Origin of the sequence: Sphingobacterium sp. SGL-16, assembly GCF_011043515.1 — a bacterium.
Taxonomy (GTDB): Bacteria; Bacteroidota; Bacteroidia; order Sphingobacteriales; family Sphingobacteriaceae; genus Sphingobacterium; species Sphingobacterium litopenaei.
Map to the genome: position 1 here is coordinate 143,727 of NZ_JAAKGQ010000002.1, position 24,511 is coordinate 168,237.

Here is a 24,511-nt window from a genome sequence, read left to right on the forward strand (position 1 = left end):
AAATTATGAATATTAATTTCTACCCTTAAAACGCAGGTCTATTAAGTTTATTATTTCATATTTTTGATTTTAACACTTTTTAACAAATCGCTAATTCGATGACGGAGCAATTATTTCTACTACTTTCTCCCCGAGTCTAGTAATATCAGATTTCAAACCAAACAACAGGGTCATAGCATGAAAAGGTCGTCCTTGTACTTTAGTAAAATGCCGCATATATCCTAACTCTCCCCCTAAAAAGAAACTTTTAAATTTATAATCCGCTCCAACCCCTACTTTAGCCCCTATAGCAAATGATCTATCGTAGTCGATTTTAACGGTAGTCTCCAATTTTTGAGCGCGAGGTTCATTGACTAAGCCAAAACTTGGACCACCATAGACATACGTATTAAGTCTTTTCATCTGCTTCCGCGTTCCTCCAGCCAAACTCAACATATATATACTTGCATTTCCATTTTCAATTAAATGATTGTATTTATTATCCTCGATTTTCTGATCGTAGTCAAAATTGAACATATACAAGGCAGGATAAAGATAATATTTAGAGTTTTTAAGCGAAATATCTAATCCCATGCTCCCAGCAAATAATTTCGGAGAAAGTACTTCTTTCGTCTTTCCAATAGGTAGCGCCAATCCAGTTCCGGCAAAATAATAGATTTTACGATAGTGAATCGTATCCGCGTCATTTTGAGCAAATGAATATTGAATTGCGAAAAAGAAACAAGCAATCAGTGTGAAATATTTAGTCATAAAATACTTTTAGGCATTATTATTCCATAACAATAAATCAGGTCATTTGTTTTGAAGAGAAATTGTAAGATGAATAAGTATTATATTTTATGAATTAACTTAAGGTTTTTAAATCATAAATTTCAATTTGACTAAATTCTGATTTATCCAGTTTTCTATTCTGATTAAAGTCGGGAAAGCCCGTTACCGTTAAAGTGCCAGATTGTTTATTGACTACCCACTTCTGAACATAAAAACTACTGGGAGTGAGAAGAGTTTTAGTTTTTCCATCTACAGAAAGCACAAATAGCTGAGTAGGATCCTCCCCATCTATGCCATTTTTGCTATTCCAATCCAGTGTTTTCGCGGAGACAAGAATAGAATTAATGTATAATTCATCAATTTTTATCTGTTCCACATTTAAATAATATCCGCCAACCCCAAAATTAACTTCATGCGTTTTTTTATCATTAGTATTAATAAATAAAAGATAAGACAGCCTTTTATTTTCTATCTTATTTCGCTCATCTACCCCTGCAATAACATAAGGTGTACCCTCCACTTCAGTTAATTTATTGAAATGGGTCATATTATATTTCTGACCGAAAATATTAAAGCTGATCGAAGTCAGCATAATTAAGAGAAGTGATTTCATAACTAGATTTTTTTATTCTTCTCTTAAATATACGAAGAAACCTACTTTCCTCTACAAATAGTTTTTGCTTTGAGGACCTTGGTTAAAAATTAAATCTATCACACTCAAATCCGGAAGGAACCCGTGTCTTTCCTCAAAGATTTGGTAATAAGGTTTTGGATTTTGTAAAACTGAACCTTTTTTCGGATGGATCAAACTTCTAAAGTCACCTGATTCATAAGATTTTTCGTAAGTTTCTGTAAAATCAATTGTACGTTTCAGTTTAAGACATTTTAGAATTAACTCCAATTGAGCTACGTTGAAATCAAATAGAAATTCATGCTTTTCTTCGTAGAAAGGTCTGAAATCGTCTTCGTAGAATTCGAAATAAGGCGAACTACGATAAGCAGTTTGTAAACTCAACCAATGTAAGCGTTGCCATTCGTGATCATAAGTAATCTTAACATCTTTCATCGCAATACGTTCTTTGCGACCATGTTGTATCGGGACAATCAAATCCAAAATTCCATTTGCTGTCGCAATCTTTGCACGGTTGCGATAAGTCTGCTTTGGAAAATGCTCATATTTATCAAGGATTACATTTCCGTCATTTTGCGCAATGGCATGAAAATAAGATACTGGAGGAAGATAATTCGCTGATAAAATGATTGAATTTGACATATTTATACTTACTTATTAAAAATTACCGCAAAAATAAGTTAATTTGAGGATATTTGTAGCATCGAAAACAAGTTAGGTTGATGAGTAAAAGCATTCTTAAATTTATATTCTGGAGTCTATCCAAACTACCTTTTAGTGCCTTGTATCTCCTATCGGATGCTTTATATTTATTGATTTATTATGTCTTTGGCTACCGCAAAAAGGTAGTTCTCAAAAACCTTCGTAATTCTTTTCCCGAAAAAACAGAACTAGAAATACAACAAATAGCCAAAAAGTTCTACAGGTATTTCCCTGATTTAATCGTTGAAGCTATCAAAATGGCAGATATCAGCGAGCGAGAAGTTATTAAGCGGATTGAATTACATAATCCAGAAGAAGTTTACCAACATTTTGATAAAGGTAAGGCTGTTATTGGAGTAACCGCGCATTATGGGAATTGGGAACTGGGAATTTTTCGTCTTTCACTAATGACTGAAAATCCACGACTGGTTATCTATAAGCCACTAAACAATAAAGCTTTCGATGAGGTGTACAATGGCATTCGCACACGATTTGGTGCGACAATGGTTCCCATGAAGCAAATCTTGCGTCATATTGTAAGATTACGCAACACACCTCACATCAGTATGTTCGTAGCCGACCAAACACCCGTTTATCAGGATTCGGATTATTTTATGCCTTTCTTGAACCAAGAAGCATTAGTGTATACGGGTACTGAACGTATAGCCAAAATGACCAACAGCCCTGTAGTATATTGTCATATTGGTCGAAAAGAAAAACGAGGGCATTATTATTGTAAATTTACTACATTGGTAGAAAATCCTGCAGAATACGCAGAACATGAGATAACGCATATTCATAATCGATTTACAGAAAAAATGATTCGTGAGAATCCCCCGTATTGGTTATGGACGCATAATAGATGGAAAAGACAGCGAAGAAATCAAGCATGACACACTATCCAAAAGTATCTGTGGTAATATTGAACTGGAATGGTAAATATTTCTTGGAGAAATTTTTACCTTCTGTGTATAATAGCACCTATCCCAATATAGAATTCGTCATTGGAGACAATGCATCGACAGATGATTCTTTGGCTTTTGTAAAAGAATATTATCCCACCATTCGCATTATTTCCAATTCAGAAAATTATGGTTTCGCAGGTGGATATAATAAAGTGCTGGAACAAGTAGATGCCGATTATTACGTTTTACTCAATTCAGATGTTGAAGTAACGGAAAATTGGATCGAACCTGTCATCGAAATGATGGAACGCAACAATTACGCTGCGGCACAACCAAAAATCAGAGCTTACCATAAAAAAACGCATTTTGAACATGCTGGAGCAGCAGGGGGATATATTGACGCATTCGGTTATCCTTTTTGTCGCGGCCGTATACTTCACCTAGCCGAAGAAGATTTAGGGCAATATGAGGACGAGAAAGAAATCTTTTGGGCAACGGGTGCTGCTTTATTTATTAAATCCCATGTTTGGAAAGAAGCTCAAGGCTTTGACTCCGATTTTTTTGCACATATGGAAGAGATTGATTTATGCTGGCGTTTGAAAAAAATGGGTTATAAAATCGGTTATTGTCCTACAAGTACGGTTTATCATGTCGGCGGAGGAACTTTAAACACAAGCAATCCTAAAAAGACCTATCTCAACTTCAGAAACAACCTTTTTATGTTGCAAAAAAACCTTCCCTTAGCCCAAGCTTTCGGTGTTATTTTTGTCCGTTTCTGGTTAGATTTATTAGCTTTATTAGCTTTTTTGGCTCAAAGAAAACCCAAAGATGCATGGGCTATTAGTCGCGCACATCAGGATTTTTTCGTCAATTTCTTCAAGAATTCCAGAAAACGTAAAAAATATTCTGCTACAGAAAACAAAATAGGAAGATATAAAAAATCCATTATTTGGGATTTTTATGTGAATAAAATTCAAAAATTCACAGAATTGTCAGCAAATAATTTTTAACCCAACACAAATCTTAGAATAACCGATTTTACGAACTATTCTCCTAGCAGTTATAGTTCGTAAAATATTGGTTTCTAAATTATTTTAAGCATTTAAATTTTATTAATTTCGTCGCGTATGTCACAAGATATTCAAGCAAAAATCGAACAATTAACAGCAGAATTAAACGAATATAATTACCAATATTATGTATTGGCTAATTCTGTAATTTCCGATTTTGATTTTGACATTAAACTCAAAGAACTTGAAAAGTTAGAACAAGAATATCCTCAATTTAGAGACCCCAACTCACCTACTTTAAAAGTGGGAGGAGATATTACTAGTAAATTCAAAACTGTTAAACATCGTTGGCCGATGCTTTCATTGAGCAATACGTACAGCGAACAGGAGTTACGTGATTTTGATAACCGCGTACAGAAAGCTATAGGACATCCCGTAGAGTATGTTTGTGAGTTAAAATTTGATGGATTATCTATTTCTTTGACATACGAAAACGGAAAATTAGCGCAAGCTATTACACGCGGAGATGGTGTACAAGGGGACGATGTGACTCAAAATGTAAAGACCATCCGTAAAATTCCACATCAACTGAAAAAATCAGACTATCCCGAAATCTTTGAGATTCGCGGTGAAATCTTTATGCATAAATCTGCTTTCTTGCGCTTAAACAAAGAGCGTGAAGAAAACGGAGAACAAACATACGCCAATCCTAGAAATTTTGCTTCAGGTACCATTAAATTACAAGATTCAGCGGAAGTAGCTAAAAGACCTTTAGACTGTTTCTTATATTTCTTGTATTTAGAAAATAGAAATAAGTTCTTCTCTACACATTGGGAAAGCTTGCAAAAAGTTAAAGATTGGGGCTTTCATATTTCTGAACACAGCAAATTGTGCAGTAGTATAGATGATGTTTTAGAATTTGTCCATTATTGGGATACGGCCCGTCACGATTTATCGTATGATATTGATGGGATCGTTATCAAAGTAAACGATTATTCGTATCAAGAAGAATTAGGTTTTACGGCTAAATCTCCACGTTGGGCGACTTCATTTAAATTCAAGGCAGAACGAGTAGAAACTACGCTAAATAGTGTGAGTTATCAAGTAGGACGCACAGGTGCAGTAACTCCTGTAGCTAATTTAAAGCCTGTACTGTTAGCAGGTACTACAGTGAAACGTGCTTCATTGCATAATGCGAATGAAATTGAGCGTCTTGACTTACACGAAGGTGATACGGTATTCGTAGAAAAAGGTGGGGAAATTATTCCCAAAATTATTGCTGCAAATCCAGATAAAAGAGCTGCAGATGCTACGCCTATCCACTACCCTACACATTGTCCGGAGTGTAACACAAAGTTAGTACGACAAGACGGCGAAGCAGTACATTACTGTCCTAATGAAAATGGTTGTAAACCCCAAATAGTGGGTAAAGTGCAACACTTCATTGGACGCAAGATGATGGATATACAAGGTCTTGGCGATGAAACAATAGAAACGCTATACAGAATGAATTTAGTAAGACATATTTCAGATCTGTATACGCTACACGAAAAGCGAGATCTATTAGTTACTATCGAAAGATTTGGTCAAAAATCCATCGACAATATGCTTAAAGGTATTGAGGAATCGAAATCAAAACCTTTTGAAAAAGTACTATTTGCTTTGGGTATTCGTCATGTGGGCGAGACGGTAGCTAAAAAATTAGCTCTTTATTTCAAGAATTTAGAAAATCTAAAAACAGCTACTGTAGAGGATATCGCTTCGGTACAGGATATCGGAATCCGTATTGCAGAAAGTTTATATGCTTATCTGCATAACCAAGATAATTTAGCAGAGCTAAATAAACTTCAAAGCTATGGCTTACAATTCCAGATCGAAGAAAAAGAAATTGTTTTAGCGGGTGATGGATTATCAGGTAAGACATTCTTAATATCGGGAGTTTTTGTGGATTACTCACGCGAGCAATTGACCAAATTAATAGAGTCTCATGGTGGAAAAATGTTGAGCAGTATTTCTGCGAAGCTCAATTATTTGGTGGCTGGAGATAAAATGGGACCATCAAAACTAGCAAAAGCTGAAAAATTAAATGTTCCTATCATTTCGGAAAAGGAACTATTACAAATGATTAATCAAGAATAAATACTATATAAATTAAAAAATCAAAATGACTGAGATTCAAGGAGCAGGTGTAGCATTGGTTACGCCATTTAATGCAGATGGAAGCGTAGATTTTGAAACTTTAGGAAATTTAATTGAGTTTCAAATCAAAGAGGGTATGAATTATTTAGTTTCGTTAGGAACTACAGGTGAGACAGCTACATTAAGCTCTGAGGAGAAGAAGAAGATTTGGAAGTTTACAAAAGATAAAGTAAATGGTAGAGTTCCATTGGTAGCAGGTATTGGTGGAAATCACACACATGAAATTGTTGAAGCTATAAAATATTTTGATACAGAAGGTTACTGCGCTATACTTTCAGTTTCACCTTACTATAATAAACCTACGCAAGAAGGTATTTACCAACATTATAAAGCAGTAGTTGAAGCATCAAGCTTGCCTGTTATTTTATATAATGTCCCTGGAAGAACAGGATCAAATATGACGGCACAGACGACATTGAGATTGGCTAATGACTTCAAAAACATTGTCGCGATCAAAGAAGCTTCAGGTAATTTCGCACAGTTTTCGGAAATTTTGAGAGACAAACCTGAGAATTTTTTATTAATTTCAGGAGACGATCCTGCTACTTTACCGATGATGGCATTGGGTGCTGTGGGAATTATCTCTGTGGTAGGAAATGCTTACCCAAAAGAAGTAGCAACTTTAGCCCAATTGTGTGCAGAAGGAAAATATGTGGAGGCACGAAAAATCCACAATAAGCTATTACACATTACAGATCTTTGTTTTGTTGAAGGAAATCCTTGTGGTGTAAAATACATCTTGCAGGAGTTGGGATTCGGAAAAGATGTGGTTCGCTTACCTTTAGTTTCAGTAAGTTCAACCACACAGGATAAAATTAGAGAAGAAATAACTATTTTAGCGGAATAAATTCAGGTAAATGTATATTATAGAGGGCTTCGTTTTAATGATGAAGCCTTTCTTATTTTTAACTCTTCTACAAGGAATGTGAATTTTAATAGGCAAGCTTAGAAACTATAAAAACATTCTGCTATATTTATGTATATCAAATTCTTGTAATATGGCGGAATCATCGTTAAACACAGAAAAGAAAGGTTCAAAATTGAAATCATTTTTTGGTTGGCTTATTGTCGTAGCTCTATTAATTATTAGCGGAATAATTTACTGGAAATATTATTTTGTTTTTGGTGAAGGTGTAAAATCTGGCTATTTAAACTATGCTGTCAAGAAGGGCAATCTTTTCAAAACTTATGAAGGAAAATTAATTCAAGAAGGATTTGGCGGTGGTCGCACGGGAGTTATCACCAGCAATGAATTTATTTTTTCGGTCGAAAGTGATTCTATTTATAATATTTTAGAAACTAATAGCGGCAAATTCTTTGATCTACATTATAAAGAATATAAAGGTGCCTTACCTTGGCGTGGTAATACCGTATATATAGTAGATAAAATTGTAAGAATGAAATAAGCTATTGTTTAAATGATTAAATTTAAATCATTTATTATATGCCTGTTAATAATAACAACAAGTATTAACAGCTATGCACAAAAACGAAAATCTAATCCTGATTTAAGAACTGGTAAAAGCAACTTGATATACGATAATTTTAATTATTCTTCTTATATCAGGACTGTACAATTGAATCATATAGGCAAGGAAAACGAATTTCCAATTATTGATTTAAATAAAAATGAAACTTTAACGATTTCTTTTGATGACTTACGTGCGGATCAGCGCAATTTTTATTATCGGATAGAATATTGTAATGCCGATTGGACATCTAGTCGATTACCTAGTATAGATTATCTCACGGGGTACGAAGAAGATAGAATTTATACTTTTCAGAATTCGCAAAATACCCTACAAGCTTATACGCATTATGCTTTCATCTTTCCAAATGAAAACATAAAACCGAAATTATCTGGCAACTATCTACTCAAAGTCTACGAAGATGCTGATCAAGAACGCCTACTTTTTACTAGAAAGATTTATGTTTTAAAATCAGAAGTGCAACTTGATTCTGAAATTATTCCATCCTTATCTCCTACTAAAAGATCAAAAAATCAAAAACTAAATGTTTCAGTTAATTCCTCTCAGGAAATAAGAAATCCTCATACGAACTTACAGATTCATGTCTACCAAAATCAAAGACAAGACAATTATAAAATCCTCAAAGCACCAACTCAAGTTTCGAGTAATAAGATAACTTACAATAACCCTCAAAGTTTAGATTTTGAAGGGAACAATGAGTTTAGAACCTTAGATTTGCGCAGTGTTAGAAGTGCGTCTTCTTCAGTACAATCAATAGTTCGTGACAGCATAATTTTGGCGCAAGTCAATTTAGACGAGAAAAAGTCAGATAACAAATACATCTACAAACCCGATGAAAACGGGAAGTTTTATATTCGGAATATAGATTTTGAAGAAGCAAACTTACAAAGTGAATATATTAATTCATTTTTTTCGCTAAAAGATTCTGCAAATATTAAAGGAGATATTTACCTTGTAGGAGCTTTTAATAATTATAAGATTGGGTCAGAAAATAAGTTATCCTACGACGAACAGCAAGGCGTATGGACTACCACTCAATTATTAAAGCAAGGTATCTATAATTATGAATACATCACAATAGAGGAAAACAAAATCATAACCGATAAGTATTCAGGATCATATTTTGAAACAGAAAATGAATATCAAATTCTCGTATATTACCGCAAACAAGGAATATATTGGGATGAACTTATTGGATTTAAAAACATAAAAACTACAAATAATAACATATACAGTGGAGGAAAATAAAGAAAAAGAGCTCAAGAGAGGATTAAGCAATAGACATATTCAACTTATTGCTATTGGTGGAGCTGTAGGTACAGGTTTATTTCTTGGAATTGGGAAAGCCGCCATTTTAGCTGGCCCATCCGTTATTCTAGGCTACGCTATTGCTGGTATTTTTGCATTTTTTATATTAAGGCAATTAGGTGAAATGGTGGTTGACGAACCTGTATCGGGAAGTTTCTCTTATTTTGCCAATAAATATTGGGGGCCTTTTGCAGGGTATGCTTCAGGTTGGAATTATTGGATTCTTTATATACTTGTAAGTATGGCTGAATTAACGGCTATTGGTGTTTATATTCAATTTTGGTGGCCCGAAATACCATTATGGGTTTCAAGTTTATTCTTTTTTATTGTAATCAATGCCTTAAATCTTACTTCAGTAAAAGTTTATGGAGAAACGGAATTTTGGTTTTCCATTATTAAAGTTTCAGCCATTATAGCAATGATTATCTTTGGAGGCTATCTTTTAATTTCGGGAGCTGAAGGTGACCAAGCCACCGTACAAAATTTAGTGAATGATGGAGGATTTTTCCCTAAAGGCTGGTTGCAACAAACAGAAGACGGTTCTTATCAAGGGCTATTGGCAGCCTTGGTAACCATAATGTTCTCTTTTGGAGGTTTAGAATTAGTCGGCATCACAGCTGCGGAAGCAGAAAATCCAGAGAAAAATATTCCGAAAGCGACCAATCAAGTTTTGATTCGTATTTTAATTTTCTATGTAGGTGCTTTGTTTATACTATTCTCCTTGATGCCTTGGCGCTCAATTACAGCAAATACAAGCCCCTTTGTAGAAGTATTTGACATTTTGAACGATAAGCAATTTACTGTCTTCGGCAAAACATTTGACTTCATGAGCTTAATTGCGAATGTATTGAATATTATCGTTTTGACAGCAGCGTTATCGGTTTATAACAGTTGTGTTTATAGTAATTCAAGAATGCTGTATGGTTTGGCTGAACAAGGAAATGCCCCAAAATTTTTACGAAAACTAAATAAAAACCATGCTCCTATTGCTGCTTTAATGGTGTCAGCGGTATTGGTTGCTTTTTGTATTGTAATTAACAAAATAATGCCAGAACAAGCCTTAGAAGTATTGATGTCATTGGTTGTATCTTCTTTGATTATTAACTGGATTATGATTTCTTGGACACATTTGTTCTTCAAAAAACAAAAGAATAAAGAAAACAAATCTACTAGCTTTCCAAGCTTATTCTATCCTTTAAGTAATTATTTAACCTTATTATTCTTATTCGGGGTTTTGGGAATGATGTGGTTAACAGGGTTACGAATATCTGTAGAATTAATTCCTATTTGGATATTATTACTCTATATAAGTTACCGCATAGTGAAAGCCAATAAAGCTAAACAAAGCGTATAAAAAACAAAGGCTCGAATTTATAAATTCGAGCCTTTGTTTTTTATACAGTTGATCAAAATTTAATGATCACCCTTAGCCGCTAAGTATCTTTCAGCCTCTAAAGCCGCCATACAGCCTGTTCCAGCTGCGGTAATAGCTTGACGGTAAACATTATCTTGCACGTCACCCGCTGCAAATACACCAGGTATATTTGTGGCTGTAACATTTGGTTTTGTAATCAAATAACCTGTCTCGTCCATATCCAAAATACCTTGGAACAATTCTGTATTTGGTTTATGGCCAATAGCCACAAAGAAACCTGTTACATCTAAGTCTGTTGTTTCGTTCGTTTTATTATTTAGTACACGAACACCAGTAACCACTTGACCATCACCTAAAATTTCTTGTGTTTCCGTATTGTATAATACTTCGATGTTAGCTGTATTCATTACACGGTGATACATTGCTTTTGAAGCTCTGAACTCGTCACGACGCACCAACATATATACTTTATTACACAATTTAGCCAAATAAGTAGCTTCTTCTGCAGCTGTATCCCCAGCACCTACTATTGCCACATCTTGTCCTTTGAAGAAGAAACCATCACATACAGCACAAGCAGATACACCAAAACCATTGTATTTTTGTTCTGATTCTAATCCTAACCATTTAGCTGTAGCACCGGTAGAGATAATAACAGTATCCGCAGAAATAACGGTTTTACCATCAATTTCTACATAGTGAATACTACCATCTTTTGAAAAATCTACTTTAGTAGCATAGCCAAAACGTACCTGCGTTCCGAAACGTTCTGCTTGATTTTTCAAATCTTCCATTAATTCAGGACCTGTAATACCTTTAGGATAACCTGGAAAATTATCTACTTCTGTAGTTTGTGTCAATTGACCTCCCGGAACAATACCTGTATACACTACAGGTTTCAAATCAGCACGCGCTGCATAAATAGCTGCAGTATAACCTGCTGGCCCAGATCCAATAATCAAACAATTAACGTGTTCTGAAACTTGCTCTTTATTCATTATGTCTTTTTAGATTTATTTTACTTACCAAATTTATTTTGCAAACTCGCCAACATATCGCTTGTAATAGGCTTTGGATTTGTTTCTACTTTTACTTTCGGCTCATCCTTTTTAGCAATTTGTTGCTTTTGTGCATTTCTTGCGCTTTTGTATTCATTCCACAATTTTTCTAAAATGCGTTTGGTGTACAATGGAAAATCTCCATTCTGCATCCATGCATAATAGCTTGGTTCAGATTCAAAAACATCTGTTAATCTTCTACCCTTGTGCTTCCCAAAATTGATACAAACCTCATCCTGCTCATCATAGACAAAACGACCAGCAAAATCTACTGGTTTAGTCAGGTTCGTAAACTTATGTAAGGCTTCTACATCATTCACCACTGGGTATGAAACAGCACCATGCTTGTCTGTATAACTTTCATTTTCATATTTTGAGAGTTGTGCTTTAAGCACTTCATATGTTGCACGTACATCATCTTCTGCTTGATGTGCATTGTCTAAAGACTTACCACAGTAGAACTTATACGCAGCTTTCAACGTACGTTGCTCCATTTGATGGAAAATATTTTGCACATCAACAAACGAACGTCCTTCTAGACTAAACTCTACACCCGCTGCTAGAAATTCTTCCATTAACATGGGAACATCGAATTTATTGGAATTATATCCCGCCAAATCTGAATCTCCAATAAACTCTGCAATTTCCTTTGCCAAATCCTTAAATGTAGGTGCATCTTTGATATCTTCATCATAGATGCCATGGAACATAGATGACTCTACAGGAATTGGGATTTGAGGATTGATACGACGTGTATACACTTCTTCCGAATTGTCAACATTCACTTTTAAAATCGAAATTTCAACGATTTTATCGGTTGCAATATTGACTCCTGTTGTCTCTAAATCGAAAAAAGCTAACGGACGTTTTAATTTTAGTTCCATGAATTTATTTTTATACTTTCAGCCCTAAGACCAAAAATTATTAAAAACAAAAATAAGCAAATGCCAACGTAGCAAAAACTTATTTTTGTCACAACTCTATATTATGAGATATTTTCAACAAAAGAATGACTTTGACCAAAAAACAAGGTCTTAATCTTCTTTATTATAACTCCAAGTACGTAATTTTTCTTGCAAAATACGTGAAATTTTATTGAAGTAACGTTTCTGCTTATAGCCCATCACCCACTGAATACCTTGAACCGCATTCGTACAGAATAGCTCATCCGCTTTCTTCATGATTTCTGGACTGATCTGCGCTTCTACGACTGGAATACCTTCTTCTTCACACATATCCATCACAACCCGACGCATTACACCGTCGATACAGCCTTGATTCAAAGCTGGGGTGTACAACACTTTATCGTAATAAACGAAAATATTAGAGGTAAGCGCTTCACACAAAAAGCCTTCTTGATTTAAGATAAATACATCATCGTAATCAAATTTCTTCTTGTAGTTCCCTGCCAAAACGTAAATCAAGGAGTTATTGGATTTCAATTCAGACAAATCGCTATAAGGCTTTTTGATTTCAGAATATAAATCCACAATCAAACCTACCTTTTTATCGCGTACCTGAATATCAACTTTTTGCACCTGTAAAATGTAAGCGGGTTTGTTTGTCTCTGGGGAATAAATACCGCCTCCAGAACGATACACTATCAATCGCACACGCACACGCTGACCTACCATATTATTTTTACGAATCAATTCATCCGTGATTTTTTTGATGAAATATTCATCAAACATGGTAGATTGTTCCAATTGAATTTTTTGCATACTACGTTGTAGTCTTTCTACATGTAAATGCAAAAATCTAATCTCCCCTCCTTGATACAGCATCGTCTCAAAAAGACCATCACCATATCTCAATCCTCTATTTTCAACAGTTAATAGTTTTGAATCCTCAGAAACTATTTCTCCATTAAAATTTATATAATGTATTGGCATAAATTCTCACTAATTAACTTTTAACTTGCGCTGCGTAAGCTCTCCATTTTTCCAAAACCTGTTGCATATCTGCTGGCATTGGTACTTCAAAATCCATCTGTTTTTTCGTCACCGGATGGATAAAACCTAATAAACGCGCATGAAGTGCTTGACGAGGTAAAACTGCAAAACAATTGTCTACAAATTGTTTATATTTACTGAACGAAGTACCTTTCACTATCTTATCTCCACCATACATAGCATCCGAAAATAAAGGATGACCTATAGATTTCATATGTGCACGAATCTGGTGTGTACGTCCTGTTTCGAGTTGACATTCAATCAATGTCACAAAACCTAACCTTTCTAGTACTTTATAATGCGTCACCGACCACTTCCCTTTTTCAGGATCATCATACATAGCCATGATACGACGGTCCTTAAGATCGCGACCAATATAACCTGTCACCGTTCCATCCTCCGCTATATCTCCCCATACTAATGCTATATAACGACGATTGATAGTATGTTCAAAAAACTGTTTAGCTAAATAGGTCATTGCCCATTCATTTTTCGCTATAATCAACAAACCGGATGTATCCTTATCAATGCGGTGCACCAATCCTGGTCGTCCCGTATTACCTGGCAAAGTAGGCAATTGATTCAGATGATAGGTCAATGCATTGACCAATGTTCCTGTATAGTTGTTGTACCCGGGATGCACTACCATTCCTGCTTCCTTGTTAACCAAAAGTACATCATCGTCTTCATAGATTATTTCTAAAGGAATATTCTCCGGATAGACTTCGGTATCGCGTGGCGGATCGGGCAATAACATGGTGATTACATCCAATGGCTTTATCTTATAACTCGCCTTAATAGGTTTATCATTGACACGCACCGAACCAGCATCTATGGCATTTTGTATACGATTACGCGAGGTATTCTCTACTCTATTCATCAAGAACTTGTCAATACGAATCGTAGTCACTCCTTTTTCCGCGACAATACGTATATGTTCAAATAATTCCTGATCCTCTTGTTCGATTAATTCCAAATCTTCAGACATGTTACAAAAGTAAAGGAAATAAGCCGAAATCTATTAACTTTGGGCAGTTCTACAATTAAAATCATTGATAATTCAGCGATTATATTTATGGAGCTAAATAATAAAATTAGGAATTAGCGCACATGCACATTTATAGCCCAGAACAAAAGATTGAACATCTACTCTACAAATCCAAAAATGTACAGGTCTATCTCAAAAGAGATGATATGATTCATCCTTTTATCTCAGGGAATAAATGGCGTAAATTAAAATATAACCTGCAAAAAGCACAAGAAGAACAAAAGACAACCTTAGTCACCTTTGGTGGAGCGTGGTCCAACCATCTATTAGCAACAGCTTGTTCAGGTGCAACTTATCAGTATAAAACTATTGGCTTTGTACGCGGTGAAGATATCAATAATCCCGTGCTGGATATGTGTAAGCTTTTTGGGATGAAACTGCGATTTGTTTCAAGAGAGGACTATAAGGATAAGCTAAAGCTTTTCGAGCAATTAGAAAATAAAGAAAAATGCTATTTTATTGATGAAGGCGGCGCTAGTTCAGAGGCGACTTGGGGATGCAAAGAATTGGTTGATGAATTAGCAAATACTTATGACCACATCTTTTGTGCTGCTGGAACAGGAACTACAGCAGCTGGAATAGCACAAGGAATTCAAGAACAAAATCTAAAAACGAAACTACACGTTATTCCTGTTTTGAAAAATGGTGGTTTTATCTTAGATGAAATCCAAAAGTACCATGCGCCTATTGATCAAATAGAATTACATCTAGATTATCACTTTGGCGGATATGCAAAAGTAAAGCCCGAACTAATAAATTTTGTCAAAAATTATATCAAAGCTACCGGTGTCATGATAGAACCGACCTATACGGGTAAAGCAATGTATGCTTTGCACGATTTAATTGAAAAAGATTATTTTCAAGAAGGAACCAAAATCCTAATTGTCCATACTGGAGGATTGACTGGCTTATTGGGACAATTAGAAAAGTTTGATAAATGATATTTCTTTATCTTTAACTATATAAATATTATTACTCATGTCAATTAGCAACGAACAAGAGTTATTAGGTATGCAAAAAGCTGCAAATGCAGTTGCATACACCCTAAGGAAAATGGTTGAGTTTACCAAAGTTGGAATGTCAACAAAGGAATTGGACAATTATGGTGCTAGTATCCTTACTTCTATGTATGCTAATTCTGCACCTAATAAAACATATGGCTTTCCTGGATATACGTGTATAAGTGTAAATAAAGAATTTTGTCACGGCATACCTTCTGAAAACCGTATTTTGAAAGATGGAGATTTAATAAACATCGATGTTTCAGCAGAATTAAACGGTTTTTGGGCGGATAATGGTTGTTCCTTTGTTTTAGGAAAAGATATTTATAACCACCAAAAATTAGTAGACGCGTCAAAAGAAATATTGCAAAAAACTTTGGATAATATTCGTGGTGGTGTTAAAATTGCTGATATAGGACATTTGATGGAAACTGAAGCCAAAAAGCGCGGATATAAAGTTATCAAAAACTTAGGTGGGCATGGTGTTGGAAAAAGTTTACACGAAGATCCAGATGAGTTACTAAACTATAGAAACCGTTTTGATCAACGTCGCTTCAAGAAAAATTCAGTTGTAGCGATAGAAACATTTATATCAACAAATTCAACATATGCTATCGAATTAAATGATGGTTGGACAATGATTGGCGACAAAGGAGGCTATATGGCACAACATGAACATACTATCTTAATTACTGACGGAAAACCAATTATTCTAACAGCAGACAATAAGATTTTCAATTAATACAAATCTTTAATCACTTGTTTAGCCCCATTAAACTCAAAAGACTCACCTACAGCCTTTCCTACAAGTACTTTTCCAATTGGTGAAGCTGTAGAAATACTAAATATTTTCTGATCTCCTACGCTTACTAAACCAATACTTGTTGCCAAAAAATAAATCGCTTTATCGGTTTGTATCACTGAGCCAAGACCAGCTTTGTTGCTTTCAACTTTTTGCGTTTTAATACGGTTCAATATTTCGGTATCTTGATTCAGAACTTTCAATTGTTGTTCATAACGATTCAAATCTTGTTGAATCATTTCACGGCTTGTCTCATACTTATCCCCTGCGCTACTTTTGGTATCATCATGTAGACTTTGATTAGCATCCTGAATTGCAAAATTTACCTGATCAATTTTTTGATTCAAGATTGAAAAACACGCCTCAACAATTTGTTCTTTATTCATAGCACAAAAATAAGTAAAGCGCCTATCATTCGATAGACGCTTCACAAAATACTTTAATTATAGATTATTTTAAAGCTTCTTTTAGTTCGTTAGCTTTTTTCTTAGTCTTATCTGCTGCATCCTTAGCGGCTGCTTCAGTTTTGTCAGCAGCATCCTTTGCAGCATCTCCTACTTTCTTAGCTCCGCTTTCGATTTTATCACCTGTTTTTTCAGCGGCATCCTCAGTTGCATCTACAGCATGATTAATACCATCTTTTGCTTTGTCAGCAGCATGTTGCATATCTGCTTTTGCCTTTTCCCAAACAGTTTCTGCATCAGCTAAAGTTTTACGAGCTGCAGCTTCAGCTTCTTTATCTCCTCTTTCAATTGCAGCATCCAGATCAGCTTTAGCTTGATTATAGTCTTCTTCTGCTTTATGATACGCATCATGTGCTGCATCGTTCAAGTGATCATGTGTGTGATCCACATGCTCTCCTACTGAAACTTCGCCGTCATTATTTCTATCTTTTGACGGATTATTATTACACGCAGTAAATGTTAAAGCTGCTGTTGCAACAGCTAATAATGCAATTTTTTTCATACTATTTAAGTTTAAAAATTTATTAACTGTTATTGTTTTACAATTCTTATGCCAAAGAATCTTTAACTATTTCGTGTAGATAGTACCTTTTGCGGCTTCCAAAGTGTTCTTTAATAGACCAACAATAGTCATCAAACCTACACCTCCTGGTACCGGAGTAATCCAAGATGCTTTTTTAGAAACTTCTTCAAAGTCAACGTCACCGTATAATTTGAAACCTGATTTTGTTTCTGTAGAGTTTTCTCTATTGATACCTACGTCAATGACGATAGCACCATCTTTTACCATATCAGCAGTAACGAAGTTCTTTTTACCGATAGCAGCTACAACGATGTCTCCACGCAATACTTCAGTTTTCAAATCTGCAGTACGGCTATGTGTTAAAGTCACGGTACAGTTACCTGGATTGCTATTGCGTGCCAATAAAATACTCATCGGCGAGCCCACTATATTACTACGACCAACGACTACAGCATGTTTACCAGATGTATCAATACCATAATGCTCCAACATCAGCATAATTCCATAAGGTGTCGCAGGAATAAAACATGGCAAATTACGTTGCATACGACCCAAGTTGATTGGGTGGAAACCATCAACATCCTTGCGATAATCAATAGCTTCGGTAATCTTATCAGGATCAATATGTTTTGGTAATGGCAATTGAACAATTAATCCATCAATGGTATCATCTTGATTGATTTCTTGAATTTTTGCGATTAATTCTTCTTCTGTAATATCAACGCCGTAACGAATATTAGTAGATTCAAAACCTACCAATTCACAGTTACGCATTTTACTTGCTACATATGTTTCGCTACCACCGTCATTACCTACTAAAATAGCAACCAAATGAGGCTTACGACCAGCTTTAGCCGTAAATTCTGCAGCTTCTTTCTTAATATCTTCTTTAATCTTAGCGGATACTTCTTTACCGTCTAATAATCTCATGCTTATATATTTTTATAGGTTGATCTACAAATTAATCTAATTTCAACACCGCCATAAACGCCGATTGAGGAATCTCTACGTTACCGACTTGACGCATACGTTTTTTACCTTTTTTCTGTTTCTCCAACAATTTACGCTTACGCGAAATATCACCACCATAACATTTAGCCGTTACATCTTTACGTAAAGCTGAAATAGTTTCACGCGCGATAATTTTCGCACCAATAGAAGCTTGTATACGAATTTCGAATTGTTGACGAGGTAAAAGTTCTTTTAATTTTTCACAGATTTTTTTACCAAAATCGTACGCATTACTACGGTGAATCAAGGATGACAATGCATCTACTGGCTCATCGTTCAAACGAATATCTAATTTCACCAAATCCGATTGCCTGTATCCAATCTGGTGGTAATCAAAAGATGCATAACCTTTAGAAATGGTTTTCAACTTATCATAGAAATCGAATACAATTTCACCCATCGGCATCTCGAACACCAATTCCACACGATCCGAAGTTAAGTATGATTGATTAATTATAGTACCACGTTTTTGGATACAAAGAGACATTACAGGACCAACGAAATCCGCTTTTGTAATGATGTTTGCTTTAATATATGGTTCTTCGATAGAATCCAATTTACTAGGATCTGGTAAATCCGAAGGGTTGTGAACAATGATTTCTTCGTTATCTTTTGTCAAATATGCTTTGTAAGAAACGTTGGGAACTGTGGTGATTACAGTCATATTGAACTCACGCTCCAAACGCTCTTGGATAATCTCCATATGCAGCATGCCCAAGAAACCACAACGGAAACCAAAACCTAAAGCCGCAGAAGATTCGGGTTCGAAAACCAACGAAGCATCATTCAATTGCAAACGGTGCATAGACTCACGCAATTCTTCGAAGTCTTCAGTATCTACTGGATAAATACCGGCAAATACCATTGGTTTTACCTCTTCAAAACCTTGGATAGCTTCTTTACACGGGTTATCTTTTGTAGTGATTGTATCTCCTACTTTTACTTCCCGTGCTTCTTTGATACCGGAGATGATATAACCTACGTCACCTGTTTTGATTACTTCTTTCGGTACTTGATTTAATTTCAATGTTCCTACTTCATCCGCAAAATATTCTTTGCCCGTAGCAACGAATTTTACCCTATCACCTTTACGAATCTCGCCATTTTCTACTTTGAAATACGCCATGATACCGCGAAACGAGTTGAACACCGAGTCAAAAATCAAAGCTTGCAATGGCGCATTTGGATCACCAACTGGTGCAGGTACACGCTCTACAATCGCTCTTAAAATATCAGGAATCCCCAAACCTGTTTTACCAGATGCTGGGATAATATCTTCACGTTTACCACCAATCAAATCAATGATTTGGTCTTTCACTTCTTCTGGCATTGCTCCAGGCAAGTCCATTTTATTTAGGATAGGAATGATTTCTAAATCATGCTCCATTGCCAAATAAAGGTTCGAAATAGTTTGCGCCTGAATACCTTGCGAAGCATCCACGATTAATAATGCACCTTCACACGCCGCGATTGAACGAGATACTTCATAAGAGAAATCCACGTGTCCTGGCGTATCGATCAAATTCAAAGTATATTTTTCACCATCTTGAATATAATCCATTTGAATAGCGTGCGATTTGATGGTGATACCACGCTCACGTTCCAAATCCATATTATCCAAAAGTTGAGCTTGTGCTTCTCTTTGCGAAATTGTGTTGGTGTATTCTAATAATCTATCCGCCAAGGTACTTTTACCGTGGTCAATGTGTGCTATAATACAAAAATTACGTATATGCTTCATACAGGTTTTATGCCTTCAAATTAAAAAGCAAATATACTGTATTTATATCAAGAAATATGCACTAAAATGAGCTGTACAAAGAGTTTTTTACAGCAAAAGAAAAGGGTTATCGATGTTCAATCAATAACCCTCAACTATATAGAATGTTTGGTATTACAATTTACTGTTTACGTCAATAGCATTCAATTCCGCGAAAGCTTGTTTTAAGCGCTCAACGAAAGCTTCCTCTCCTTTGCGTAACCATACACGAGGATCGTAGTATTTTTTGTTAGGTGAATCTTCACCTTCAGGATTACCAATTTGACTTTGTAAGTAATCGTGGTTTTTAGCTTCGTAAGCACGAACACCATCCCACATAGCCCATTGCATATCTGTATCGATGTTCATTTTGATAGCGCCGTAAGAGATAGCTTCAGCGATTTCTTCTGGAGAAGAACCCGAACCACCGTGGAATACGAAGTTTACTGGTTTTTCAGCTTCTAAATTAAATTTCTCACGAATGTACTCTTGAGAGTTGTGTAAGATAACTGGTTGTAATTTCACGTTACCTGGTTTGTATACACCATGTACGTTACCAAAAGCAGCAGCTACTGTGAATTTATCAGATACTTTAGATAATTCTTCATAAGCGTACGCTACTTCTTCAGGTTGAGTGTATAATTTAGAGCTATCAACATCTGAGTTGTCTACGCCGTCTTCTTCACCACCAGTCACACCCAATTCGATTTCTACAGTCATACCTAGTGGTTTCATACGAGCTAAGTATTTAGCAGAGATTTCGATATTTTCTTCGATAGGCTCTTCTGATAAATCCAACATGTGCGAAGAGAATAAAGGCTTACCGTTTTGTGCAAAGAATTTTTCACCAGCATCTAATAAACCATCGATCCAAGGAAGTAATTTTTTAGCAGCGTGATCCGTATGCAAGATTACTGCAACACCATAATGCTCAGCTAATAAATGAACATGTTGAGCAGCTGAAACAGCACCCAAGATACATGCTTTTAATCCATCGTTATTTAATGTTTTACCAGCATAAAATTGTGCACCACCATTAGACAATTGCACGATAACTGGAGAGTTAACAGCTTTTGCTGTTTCTAGAACTGCATTAATAGAGTTAGTACCTATTACGTTTACAGCAGGTAAAGCAAATTTGTGTTTTTTAGCAATTTCAAATAACTCTTGAACTTGATCACCTGTCAAAACACCTTTATAATCTTTTAGGCTCATTTTTGTATTATTTTTAATGAAGTTATAAAAATATAATTAATTTATCATTAAAAAAAATAATAGTGTAAAAAATACACTATGAAAATGAATTTTTTATAAAATTATCCTAATCCTTCTTCTTTCTAACATTATGAAATAGAAACATATAGCCATCTAAAATTATTGAATATGACTAAACCTATGAAAACCATATCTCGAGATTTTTCAATATAAATGATATAAGTTTACCTATTTTTAACAACCTAAGAATTGAAATAATACTTACTTTTATAGTAATATATTAAGAGCTAAAACGAATAAATATGTTAAACGTCTACGGAATCAAGAATTGTAACACAGTAAAAAAAGCTTTGGATTGGCTGAATGAAAACCAGATCGCTTATACTTTCCACGATTATAAAAAAGAACCCGCTCAAGATTCAAAACTAATGGAATGGCAAAAGCTAACGTCTTGGGAAAATTTAGTAAATAAAAAAGGAACTACTTGGAAAAAGCTTTCTGCAGAACAGCAAGCTGCTGTAGTAGATGAAAAATCTGCCCGTGAAGTTTTATTAAGTAACAACAGTATGATTAAACGTCCAGTTATCGAATTGGAAAATGATATCATATTGGGATTTGATGAAGAAACCTATAAACAAAAATTATCTAATTTATGATAAAGAATATATCTAACTGCCTTTTACTAAGTCTTGCATTATTATCTTCGCAAACTTTAGTAGCACAACAACCGAAAAGCGATTACAATTATAGCGAAGCTTTTGGTCCTAATTTTTATACTTCTAATGGAACAGAATATCGTTCTGCAAGCGGAAAACCCGGCCCACAATATTGGCAGAATGCTGCCAGCTACGACATCAAAGCTACTTTGGATGATAAACAAGATAAAATAAAAGGTTCTTTAACAATAACGTATACCAATAATAGTCCAGAAGCTTTGGACTTTGTCTGGTTTCAGTTAGATCAAAATCTTTTTAATTCCCAGTCACGTGGACAAGCGACTATTCCTTTGACAGAAAGCCGTTACGGAAGTGCCAGTAGCACTTTTGACGGTGGTTATAAATTATCAAATGTCAAAATCAATAATGCAACAACTACGGATTATGTAATTACCGATACGAGAATGCGTATTAATTTACCGAAATCTTTAGAAGCTAAAGGTGGTAAAATCACCTTTGCTATGGATTTTGAATTTTCTATTCCAGAATATGGCGCGGACAGAACAGGTATTTTACCAACAAAAAACGGGAAGATATATGCTATCGCACAATGGTATCCACGTGTAGCGGTATTCGATGATGTTTTAGGTTGGAATACGCATCCGTATACTGGACCAGGTGAATTTTATTTAGAATTTGGTGATTTTAATGTAGAAATTACTGCGCCTGCTAATCATATTGTGGCATTAGGTGGTGAGTTATTGAATCCTGCAGAAGTATGGACTGCTACGCAACTATCCCGCTATAATGAAGCGAAAAAATCAGACAAAACAGTCATGATTCGTTCATTAGCAGAAGTAACAGATAAGAATTCTCGACCGAATAAAAAGGAACTTACATGGAAGTATCGTTTAGAAAATGCGCATGACGTAGCTTGGACTGCTTCTACATCATTCATCGTAGATGGTGCAAAGATTAATCTTCCTTCCGGAAAAACAAGTTTAGCACTTTCCCTATATCCAGAAGAAAGCAATGGCAAAAATGGATGGGAACGCTCTACAGAATACACAAAAGCTTCTATTGAGCATTATTCCACCAAATGGTTTGAATACCCTTATCCTGTTGCCGTAAATGTCGCTTCTAATGTTGGCGGTATGGAGTATCCAGGATTATCTTTCTGTGGTTATAAAGCTAAAGGCGGAGACTTATGGGGCGTAACAGATCATGAATTTGGTCACAACTGGTTTCCGATGATTGTGGGTAGCAACGAAAGATTACACGCGTGGATGGATGAAGGCTTTAATACGTTTATCAATGAGATTTCTACAGCGCATTTTAATAAAGGCGAATACAACAGATCTTTCGGAAGTAAGAATAGTTTAACTCAAGCCACATTCAATCCTTCATTAGAACCTGTGATGAATTCTCCTCAAACGATGAGAGAAAGAAACATAGGTATATTAGCGTATTACAAACCAGCATATGCCTTGCGATTATTGCGCGAAGAAATTATAGGTCCTGAGCGTTTCGATGTTGCTTTCCGCAAATACATAGAATATTGGGCTTACAAACACCCCACTCCAACGGACTTTTTCCGTACTATCGAAAATGAAACAGGCGAAAATTTAAATTGGTTTTGGAGAGGAATGTTCCAAAATAACTGGCAAATGGATCAAGGCATTTCAGAGGTTCGTTATGTAGAGTTGGATGAAAAGAAAGGCGCATTGGTTACCGTACAAAATTTAGGTAAACTTCCAATGCCAATTGAAGTGGAAGCTACTACAGAAAGTGGACAGAAAGTAACGACTAAACTTCCTGTAGAAATCTGGGAAAGGAATAAAGTCTGGACATTCAAGTTGAATACTACAGAAAAACTTACTTCTGTAAGATTAGATCCACGTAATGTTTATCCCGACATTAATCCAGAAAACAATACTTGGAGAGCCAAATAAATGATTAAATATATTATTATAACAGTTCTTACTGCGATATCGAGCTTTGCTCAAGCGCAGCACATTAATGGCTTTATCTACGATTTAGTTAGCAGCCAACCCTTGAATAATGTAGAAATAAAAAACCTACGTACCAATGAAATTGCCAATTCCAACCGAGACGGCTCTTTCAAAATTGCGGGCGAAGTAAATGATTATTTGGGCGTTCAAATTTTAGGCTATAATCCAGATACTATCTTCTATTATGACGAAGCGGTTCGTCGAATTTATTTGAATAAAGACGAAAACATCCTTCATATTGACGAGGTTTTAGTCAAGAGAATGACGGACAATGTGCTCGCACAAGAACTAGAAAAGGCAAAAAATGCAGGAAAAATTGTAGAAGTTCCCAGAAATCAAGGTGGAGTAAAAATATCACCGTCTCGCCTTTTAGGGCGTGAAGCAAAAAATGCGCGTCGAAGCGTTGATATACTCTACGAAGAATTTCAAGCCAGAAAGATCGATCGCAAATTTACCAAGCATCTAATTGGATCATTGCTACCATTAAATGATGCCGATATAGCCTTATTTCGAGAACGATTTAGACCTACGGTAGAGTTCATTGAAAACTCCAGCCCTGAAGATCTAAAAGTTTATATTATAGAAAGTTATACCACATTTAAAAAAATAAAATAAGTAA

At 35.4% G+C, this 24,511-nt stretch carries 24 protein-coding genes; 12 read left to right on the forward strand and 12 right to left on the reverse strand.

Going from position 1 to position 24,511, the window contains the following annotated elements; genetic code table 11:
- Window positions 1-90: 90 nt before the first annotated feature.
- The 3 genes from G5B32_RS01590 to G5B32_RS01600 form a co-directional block, all read right to left on the reverse strand.
- Window positions 91-750 carry a hypothetical protein gene (locus G5B32_RS01590; RefSeq protein WP_165289804.1) on the reverse strand — a complete coding sequence of 220 codons (660 nt, stop codon included), beginning with the start codon at window positions 748-750 and terminating at the stop codon, window positions 91-93.
- A 94-nt stretch (window positions 751-844) separates the two neighbouring features.
- Window positions 845-1,384 carry a hypothetical protein gene (locus G5B32_RS01595; protein WP_165289805.1) on the reverse strand — a complete coding sequence of 180 codons (540 nt, stop codon included), beginning with the start codon at window positions 1,382-1,384 and terminating at the stop codon, window positions 845-847.
- A 51-nt stretch (window positions 1,385-1,435) separates the two neighbouring features.
- A complete protein-coding gene (locus tag G5B32_RS01600; RefSeq protein WP_165289806.1) occupies window positions 1,436-2,044 on the reverse strand; it encodes a WbqC family protein in 609 nt (202 codons plus the stop codon).
- An 80-nt stretch (window positions 2,045-2,124) separates the two neighbouring features.
- Between G5B32_RS01600 and G5B32_RS01605 the strand changes: the two genes are divergently transcribed.
- From G5B32_RS01605 to G5B32_RS01635, 7 genes are all read left to right on the forward strand, one after another.
- Complete coding sequence (locus G5B32_RS01605) at window positions 2,125-2,997, forward strand: lysophospholipid acyltransferase family protein (RefSeq protein ID WP_165289807.1); 873 nt, start codon at window positions 2,125-2,127, stop codon at window positions 2,995-2,997.
- Window positions 2,967-4,019, forward strand: a complete 1,053-nt coding sequence (locus tag G5B32_RS01610; protein ID WP_223815316.1) for a glycosyltransferase family 2 protein — start codon at window positions 2,967-2,969, stop codon at window positions 4,017-4,019. Before G5B32_RS01605 ends, G5B32_RS01610 begins: the two co-directional genes overlap by 31 nt.
- 117 nt (window positions 4,020-4,136) lie before the next feature.
- Complete coding sequence (gene ligA / locus G5B32_RS01615) at window positions 4,137-6,158, forward strand: NAD-dependent DNA ligase LigA (RefSeq protein ID WP_165289808.1); 2,022 nt, start codon at window positions 4,137-4,139, stop codon at window positions 6,156-6,158.
- A 25-nt stretch (window positions 6,159-6,183) separates the two neighbouring features.
- Window positions 6,184-7,065, forward strand: coding sequence for a 4-hydroxy-tetrahydrodipicolinate synthase (gene dapA / locus G5B32_RS01620; protein ID WP_165289809.1), 882 nt, complete (start codon window positions 6,184-6,186; stop codon window positions 7,063-7,065).
- 151 nt (window positions 7,066-7,216) lie between these two features.
- Window positions 7,217-7,624, forward strand: coding sequence for a hypothetical protein (locus G5B32_RS01625; protein WP_223815315.1), 408 nt, complete (start codon window positions 7,217-7,219; stop codon window positions 7,622-7,624).
- Window positions 7,625-7,636: 12 nt separating this feature from the next.
- On the forward strand, window positions 7,637-8,956 hold the full coding sequence (locus tag G5B32_RS01630) for a DUF5103 domain-containing protein (RefSeq protein ID WP_165289810.1): 1,320 nt from the start codon (window positions 7,637-7,639) through the stop codon (window positions 8,954-8,956).
- The gene (locus G5B32_RS01635) at window positions 8,943-10,370 is read left to right on the forward strand and encodes an amino acid permease (RefSeq protein ID WP_165289811.1); all 1,428 of its coding nucleotides are present in this window, start codon (window positions 8,943-8,945) and stop codon (window positions 10,368-10,370) included. Before G5B32_RS01630 ends, G5B32_RS01635 begins: the two co-directional genes overlap by 14 nt.
- Before the next feature lie 59 nt (window positions 10,371-10,429).
- Here the strand turns inward: G5B32_RS01635 and trxB are convergent, their stop codons facing one another.
- The 4 genes from trxB to G5B32_RS01655 form a co-directional block, all read right to left on the reverse strand.
- Window positions 10,430-11,389, reverse strand: coding sequence for a thioredoxin-disulfide reductase (gene trxB, locus G5B32_RS01640; RefSeq protein ID WP_165289812.1), 960 nt, complete (start codon window positions 11,387-11,389; stop codon window positions 10,430-10,432).
- Window positions 11,390-11,409: 20 nt separating this feature from the next.
- The gene (locus G5B32_RS01645; protein WP_165289813.1) at window positions 11,410-12,333 is read right to left on the reverse strand and encodes an exonuclease domain-containing protein; all 924 of its coding nucleotides are present in this window, start codon (window positions 12,331-12,333) and stop codon (window positions 11,410-11,412) included.
- Window positions 12,334-12,483: 150 nt separating this feature from the next.
- Complete coding sequence (locus G5B32_RS01650) at window positions 12,484-13,341, reverse strand: aminotransferase class IV (protein ID WP_165289814.1); 858 nt, start codon at window positions 13,339-13,341, stop codon at window positions 12,484-12,486.
- Between the two features lie 13 nt (window positions 13,342-13,354).
- Window positions 13,355-14,389: an RluA family pseudouridine synthase gene (locus tag G5B32_RS01655; RefSeq protein ID WP_165289815.1), complete on the reverse strand. Its 1,035-nt coding sequence runs from the start codon at window positions 14,387-14,389 to the stop codon at window positions 13,355-13,357.
- Window positions 14,390-14,511: 122 nt separating this feature from the next.
- Between G5B32_RS01655 and G5B32_RS01660 the strand changes: the two genes are divergently transcribed.
- Window positions 14,512-15,390, forward strand: a complete 879-nt coding sequence (locus tag G5B32_RS01660) for a 1-aminocyclopropane-1-carboxylate deaminase/D-cysteine desulfhydrase (RefSeq protein ID WP_165289816.1) — start codon at window positions 14,512-14,514, stop codon at window positions 15,388-15,390.
- 37 nt (window positions 15,391-15,427) lie between these two features.
- Window positions 15,428-16,192, forward strand: coding sequence for a type I methionyl aminopeptidase (gene map, locus G5B32_RS01665; protein ID WP_165289817.1), 765 nt, complete (start codon window positions 15,428-15,430; stop codon window positions 16,190-16,192).
- On the opposite strand, the gene G5B32_RS01670 is transcribed toward map, so the two are convergent.
- The 5 genes from G5B32_RS01670 to fbaA all read right to left on the reverse strand — a co-directional run bounded on the left by G5B32_RS01670 (window position 16,189) and on the right by fbaA (window position 21,224).
- Window positions 16,189-16,638 (reverse strand): GreA/GreB family elongation factor, encoded by a 450-nt coding sequence (locus G5B32_RS01670; RefSeq protein ID WP_165289818.1) that lies wholly within the window; start codon window positions 16,636-16,638, stop codon window positions 16,189-16,191. The genes map and G5B32_RS01670 overlap by 4 nt on opposite strands.
- Window positions 16,639-16,702: 64 nt before the next feature.
- On the reverse strand, window positions 16,703-17,218 hold the full coding sequence (locus tag G5B32_RS01675; RefSeq protein ID WP_165289819.1) for a hypothetical protein: 516 nt from the start codon (window positions 17,216-17,218) through the stop codon (window positions 16,703-16,705).
- A 66-nt stretch (window positions 17,219-17,284) separates the two neighbouring features.
- Complete coding sequence (locus G5B32_RS01680) at window positions 17,285-18,169, reverse strand: bifunctional 5,10-methylenetetrahydrofolate dehydrogenase/5,10-methenyltetrahydrofolate cyclohydrolase (protein ID WP_165289820.1); 885 nt, start codon at window positions 18,167-18,169, stop codon at window positions 17,285-17,287.
- Between the two features lie 31 nt (window positions 18,170-18,200).
- Window positions 18,201-19,991 (reverse strand): translation elongation factor 4, encoded by a 1,791-nt coding sequence (gene lepA / locus G5B32_RS01685; RefSeq protein ID WP_165289821.1) that lies wholly within the window; start codon window positions 19,989-19,991, stop codon window positions 18,201-18,203.
- A gap of 153 nt (window positions 19,992-20,144) precedes the next feature.
- A complete protein-coding gene (gene fbaA / locus G5B32_RS01690) occupies window positions 20,145-21,224 on the reverse strand; it encodes a class II fructose-bisphosphate aldolase (protein WP_165289822.1) in 1,080 nt (359 codons plus the stop codon).
- A 302-nt stretch (window positions 21,225-21,526) separates the two neighbouring features.
- Here fbaA and G5B32_RS01695 point away from each other — a divergent pair, with 302 nt between their 5' ends.
- Genes G5B32_RS01695 through G5B32_RS01705 form a run of 3 tightly spaced genes read left to right on the forward strand, consistent with a single transcriptional unit; the run spans window position 21,527 to window position 24,507 of the window.
- Complete coding sequence (locus G5B32_RS01695; RefSeq protein ID WP_165289823.1) at window positions 21,527-21,880, forward strand: Spx/MgsR family RNA polymerase-binding regulatory protein; 354 nt, start codon at window positions 21,527-21,529, stop codon at window positions 21,878-21,880.
- Window positions 21,877-23,832, forward strand: a complete 1,956-nt coding sequence (locus G5B32_RS01700; protein ID WP_165289824.1) for a M1 family metallopeptidase — start codon at window positions 21,877-21,879, stop codon at window positions 23,830-23,832. The genes G5B32_RS01695 and G5B32_RS01700 overlap by 4 nt, the downstream gene beginning before the upstream one ends.
- Window positions 23,833-24,507 (forward strand): hypothetical protein, encoded by a 675-nt coding sequence (locus G5B32_RS01705; RefSeq protein ID WP_165289825.1) that lies wholly within the window; start codon window positions 23,833-23,835, stop codon window positions 24,505-24,507. It abuts the gene before it with no gap.
- Window positions 24,508-24,511: the final 4 nt, after the last annotated feature.

Coding starts and splice junctions, on each gene's coding strand:
- G5B32_RS01590 (WP_165289804.1), bottom strand. CDS start 750: ATGACTAAATATTTCACACTGATTGCTTGTTTCTTTTTCGCAATTCAA.
- G5B32_RS01595 (WP_165289805.1), bottom strand. CDS start 1,384: ATGAAATCACTTCTCTTAATTATGCTGACTTCGATCAGCTTTAATATT.
- G5B32_RS01600 (WP_165289806.1), bottom strand. CDS start 2,044: ATGTCAAATTCAATCATTTTATCAGCGAATTATCTTCCTCCAGTATCT.
- G5B32_RS01605 (WP_165289807.1), top strand. CDS start 2,125: ATGAGTAAAAGCATTCTTAAATTTATATTCTGGAGTCTATCCAAACTA.
- G5B32_RS01610 (WP_223815316.1), top strand. CDS start 2,967: ATGGAAAAGACAGCGAAGAAATCAAGCATGACACACTATCCAAAAGTA.
- ligA (WP_165289808.1), top strand. CDS start 4,137: ATGTCACAAGATATTCAAGCAAAAATCGAACAATTAACAGCAGAATTA.
- dapA (WP_165289809.1), top strand. CDS start 6,184: ATGACTGAGATTCAAGGAGCAGGTGTAGCATTGGTTACGCCATTTAAT.
- G5B32_RS01625 (WP_223815315.1), top strand. CDS start 7,217: ATGGCGGAATCATCGTTAAACACAGAAAAGAAAGGTTCAAAATTGAAA.
- G5B32_RS01630 (WP_165289810.1), top strand. CDS start 7,637: ATGATTAAATTTAAATCATTTATTATATGCCTGTTAATAATAACAACA.
- trxB (WP_165289812.1), bottom strand. CDS start 11,389: ATGAATAAAGAGCAAGTTTCAGAACACGTTAATTGTTTGATTATTGGA.
- G5B32_RS01645 (WP_165289813.1), bottom strand. CDS start 12,333: ATGGAACTAAAATTAAAACGTCCGTTAGCTTTTTTCGATTTAGAGACA.
- G5B32_RS01650 (WP_165289814.1), bottom strand. CDS start 13,341: ATGCCAATACATTATATAAATTTTAATGGAGAAATAGTTTCTGAGGAT.
- G5B32_RS01655 (WP_165289815.1), bottom strand. CDS start 14,389: ATGTCTGAAGATTTGGAATTAATCGAACAAGAGGATCAGGAATTATTT.
- G5B32_RS01660 (WP_165289816.1), top strand. CDS start 14,512: ATGCACATTTATAGCCCAGAACAAAAGATTGAACATCTACTCTACAAA.
- map (WP_165289817.1), top strand. CDS start 15,428: ATGTCAATTAGCAACGAACAAGAGTTATTAGGTATGCAAAAAGCTGCA.
- G5B32_RS01670 (WP_165289818.1), bottom strand. CDS start 16,638: ATGAATAAAGAACAAATTGTTGAGGCGTGTTTTTCAATCTTGAATCAA.
- G5B32_RS01675 (WP_165289819.1), bottom strand. CDS start 17,218: ATGAAAAAAATTGCATTATTAGCTGTTGCAACAGCAGCTTTAACATTT.
- G5B32_RS01680 (WP_165289820.1), bottom strand. CDS start 18,169: ATGAGATTATTAGACGGTAAAGAAGTATCCGCTAAGATTAAAGAAGAT.
- lepA (WP_165289821.1), bottom strand. CDS start 19,991: ATGAAGCATATACGTAATTTTTGTATTATAGCACACATTGACCACGGT.
- fbaA (WP_165289822.1), bottom strand. CDS start 21,224: ATGAGCCTAAAAGATTATAAAGGTGTTTTGACAGGTGATCAAGTTCAA.
- G5B32_RS01695 (WP_165289823.1), top strand. CDS start 21,527: ATGTTAAACGTCTACGGAATCAAGAATTGTAACACAGTAAAAAAAGCT.
- G5B32_RS01700 (WP_165289824.1), top strand. CDS start 21,877: ATGATAAAGAATATATCTAACTGCCTTTTACTAAGTCTTGCATTATTA.
- G5B32_RS01705 (WP_165289825.1), top strand. CDS start 23,833: ATGATTAAATATATTATTATAACAGTTCTTACTGCGATATCGAGCTTT.